The following is a 4,220-nucleotide window of genomic DNA, read 5'->3' on the forward strand; positions in this document are numbered from 1 at the left end:
GAAATTTTTGAAAGCGTTGCTTTGCAACGCTTTCAAAAATTTCCCTAGTTTGGGTTTGAGTGCAAAGCGCTGTAAGTTTACTTATGCCTAGCTACTTAGTTAAAGAGCAACGATAACCAGTGCTGGTTATCGTTGCTCTTTAAATTGTAAAACTACGCGACGGTTAAAGGCGTTATCCCTTGCGGTGTTATTTTTCTTGAGCGGTTGCAACCAAGATAGAGCCTCAAATGTGACCTTGTAGTTATTATCAAGTCCGCGATCGCGGAGGATTCTCACCACCTCATTCGCCCTTGCTTGGGATAGGTCGAGATTATAGGCATAGTCTCCAGTGGTATCGGTGTGACCGCTGACCTGAATTACGCCGCGTCGTCCCTGTACCTTTGTCCAGAAACTATCGATTTTGGCTTCTTCGGGTGGGAGTAGTTGCGATTCGTCGGAGGGAAAAAAGATGGTTACCTCTAAGTCAGGATTGACCACTGGCAAAATCGAATTCACAAGGCGATCGCCATTTTGGGATGGAGTCCCTGAATTTATATTATTGAGAGAATTATTGAGAGAACTATTGGCTGAATTGCCTGAATTGGTATTACGAGAATTGGGATCTTTCCCATTACTATCGATATTAGGATTAGGCTTGAGGAAATTGGGGAATGCAGTCTTTAGCGCAAGATCACCCGTTATTTTTGTGAAACTACCCGTAGGGTTGATCCCATTTCCTCTCTGGGCGCTATTCTGGGTGCTATTCTGGACGTTATTCTGGGGGCTATTGATTGAATTATTTTCTGCTTTAGTGACTGATGACTTATTGCTAGAGTTATCATCAGTGATTTTCTCGGAGCTATTGCTAGCAGAGCGATCAAGCGATTTATCATTGCTAGGGTTGGTTCTATTATTGCCGAGCTTATTATTACCGTTGGTGATGTCTGGACTATTAGGATTATTAGAAATAGATTTGCCATCATCGGGATTAGCTTTAGATGGATTAGCTTTAGATGGATTAGCTTTAGATGGATTAGCTTTAGATGGATTAGCTTTAGATGGATTATTTAGACCAGTAGTATTACTAGGGCGATCGCTTGAACTTACTTCCGATTCAATTATGGATTCTTTGACGATTGTGGGAATAGAAGCATTTTGTAATTTGCTATCATCCGATCGCTTAATTAAAATCCCAAAAGCGATCGCCGTTCCCGCAAAAGCCATCCCAATCAATACAGCCGCAAGGATTTTCCATAGGTTTGTTGACTTTGGTTGATCGTTAATCACAGAGGGCTGCACAACGACTAACGCTGAATTAGGTTCCTGTATCAGAGTCTCAAAATCCCATAGTTTCTTCGCGGCTAAAGGCGCGATCGCCGCAGTCTCCGCACCTAAAACTACCGATTGGCGAATACGGCGATCGCCTACTACTAGCTCAAACCATTGGCAGTCATGGGGCATCATAAAGTCTATTCGGGCAGGTAAGCCATGGGTATAGGCTTTGACACAGTTGCCGCGATCGTCATAGATCGCGCCATTCGCGGCAATAATCTGATGATCATTGACGACTTCCGCAAATATTTGCGTGAGACTGGTCATCTCGCTAGCAATTTTGTAATCCCACAAATCGATATCTAAACCCGTATCGAGATCGTCTAACTCCTGCAATTGATAGCGATCGACATCATTACCAATTCCAATCAAAATCAATTTCAAATAGTTTCGCTTCCCGACCGCAATCTCTAGGGCTAGCTCCTTGGTGTAGTTTTTGACCTGCTCTAAATCATCAATTCTGCCATCGGTCAAAAAGATATAAATACCGCGTGGAGCTTGACGATTGCGATCGACAAAATAGGCGATCGCGGGTAGAAGCTTAGTTGTCTTTCCCAGTTTAAAGGTGGCGGGACCAGCGATCGCTAATTGCTGACAGCTTACGGCATCAAATTCTCCCAAAACTTGGATTTCATCCCCCGCACCACAGCCCCAATAGAGTAGCGATGTTTTTCCTGTTCCATCCAAGTTCTCGGCTAAGTAAGCCGTAAAGTTTTGCACCAAGGGCTGCAAGATATTTTCCGTATAGTTAACCTCATATCCGCGCTCTTTGATTTCGGCAAAGGCATCTCGTTGGATTTTGCGAATGGGCTCGCCATCCTCTAAATAGGATCGCAATCGACCCTCTTTAATATAGGCTGTCAAGAGTTCGGGATCGACTCTTGCTTCTACCTTGCGACCATAGGCTCGTTTCATCGAGGCACTGGCATCTAGGGCTAAACCAGTCCGCCATCCTTCGGCAAATTTTCCCTCTGGCTCCATCGCGATCGTGAATTCCACTCGACATTGCGGAATGGGATCGTTAGGAATGGGATTGTTAGGTGATGGGAAGCGATCGCGAAAAACATTCACTTCCCCAAACTCGTTTGCTACCAGATTAGCTGGCATCTGGAAGCTCTTGGGGTTAATTTTTACTTCATCTTTGATTGCACCAACTTCACGTCCTAATTCACCTAATTCATTAGTCTCGGAATTATTTTCATGCAGCATGGCTATCCATTTGGGCTTTGTTTATAGCTAAATTTATGATTTATATTTATGATTTATGTTTATGATTTATGTTTATGGCGATCGATATTACTCTCTCATCCAGAACCTCTTTTCATAGCGTTTGCTGGGCAGACTAGGTAAGGATAGGAAAATCAGTATCCTTAGGAAGTGCTTCCGTAATATCTTGGGTCACGTTGCCCCCCGAAAACTCAAGGGTAAATGCTGTCGAACCCGCAGGCAGCCTAAAGCGCATCAACGCAGGTACTCCCAAACTATACTCTTCGCAAACCTTACCTGCTTGATTGAGAATCCTTCCATAATGGGTCACAATTGTTTCCGCAGACACAAATTCCTTGAAAATCTGTTCCAAAATTTGAATGTCATCGGCAACTTGATAGTCCCAAAGATCGATATCGCGACCTGCTGCATCCTTAACAGGACTGCCTTCAAACATATTGTCTAATTCTTCAAGTTGCTTTTCGTCGATTTCTTTGCCCACACCAATGAGTAGCAGTTTAATAAATGGTTTAGTGCGATCGGCAATTTCTAGAGCATACTTAAAACAGTATTCTTTGACCTCTTCGAGATCCTCGATAATGCCATCAGTAATAATCAGACAGATGGCAGCAGGTTGTTTAACGCCGATCGCTGGTGCGGCTTTATATTTGTTAATAAAATATCGCAATGGTGGTAATAGTTTTGTTCCAGTTCCCCAAGGGATCTTTGGTCCTTTGATGGATAACTGCTCGATCTCTTCACCGCTAAAGCTACCCAGATCCTCAATGAGTTCTCCCGCCGCTCCACAGGCCCAATTGATGAGATCGACCCTACCCGTTGCCGCAAAATTAGCAAGGTATTTCACCATGACCCTTGCTACGGGCTCGACAACGTTGTGGGTAACGGCAGCACTGGCAAAGAAACTGCTCACAACTCCACTAATGCCATAGATTTTCTTCATGGATGCCGAACCATCCAAGGCTAGACCGACCCTAGCACCCTCAATGTCTGGAACCATCAGAATAGTTGCAACGATGTCAATATCTCCATTGTTTTGAGGATAAACATTGACTTCACCAAAGGGTTGAACGACACTTTTTAACTGCATACTCGGATGACTCTCTGATATTTCACATCAAAATAGTAGCCTATTGCTATCAATTCTTGCTATTGCTCCTTAATCTAAAGATTAAGAGATTAATTCTTTAATGATTCTTAAAGATTCTTTAAAGACTTACAGCAATTATCGATCAAACGAACCACAAGGAAATTTTTGAAAGCGTTGCTTCGCAACGCTTTCAAAAATTTCCTTGGTTTGGGTTTGAGCGCAAAGCGCTGTAATAAGTAGTTCAGCATGATTTAAACCCAAAACCAGAAAGCGTACCGCCCGCGTAGCGGGCAGTACACTTTCTGATTTTGGGTTTCTTCGCTACTTAATGCGATCGCCCTAATCTCCAATTTAACTTCTTATACCAAAGCTCAAAATGGCGTAGCCATTTTGAGCTTTGAAAACCCTTACTGGGTTTGGTTTTTAATTCACGAAAGTGTGACAACACTTTCGTGAATTGATATTACCTCCGAACTTGTGATGATATCTCCGCAACTAAATTCTCCTATCAGTAACAAATTTCGGCTACGTAAGTACCTCATCATAATTAAAATCCAGATCTAAAACCTGCGGCGCACGCTGCGCGTGCGCCGCA

General features: G+C 43.3%; 2 protein-coding genes. Both read right to left on the reverse strand.

What is annotated here, in order from left to right:
- Window positions 1-126 precede the first annotated feature (126 nt).
- Window positions 127-2,520, reverse strand: a complete 2,394-nt coding sequence (locus tag PSE7429_RS23975) for an OmpA family protein (RefSeq protein WP_009629555.1) — start codon at window positions 2,518-2,520, stop codon at window positions 127-129.
- 133 nt (window positions 2,521-2,653) lie between these two features.
- Window positions 2,654-3,625, reverse strand: a complete 972-nt coding sequence (locus tag PSE7429_RS21850) for a vWA domain-containing protein (protein WP_009629556.1) — start codon at window positions 3,623-3,625, stop codon at window positions 2,654-2,656.
- Window positions 3,626-4,220 lie beyond the last annotated feature (595 nt).

Origin of the sequence: Pseudanabaena biceps PCC 7429 (assembly GCF_000332215.1) — a bacterium.
Classification (GTDB): Bacteria; Cyanobacteriota; Cyanobacteriia; order Pseudanabaenales; family Pseudanabaenaceae; genus Pseudanabaena; species Pseudanabaena biceps.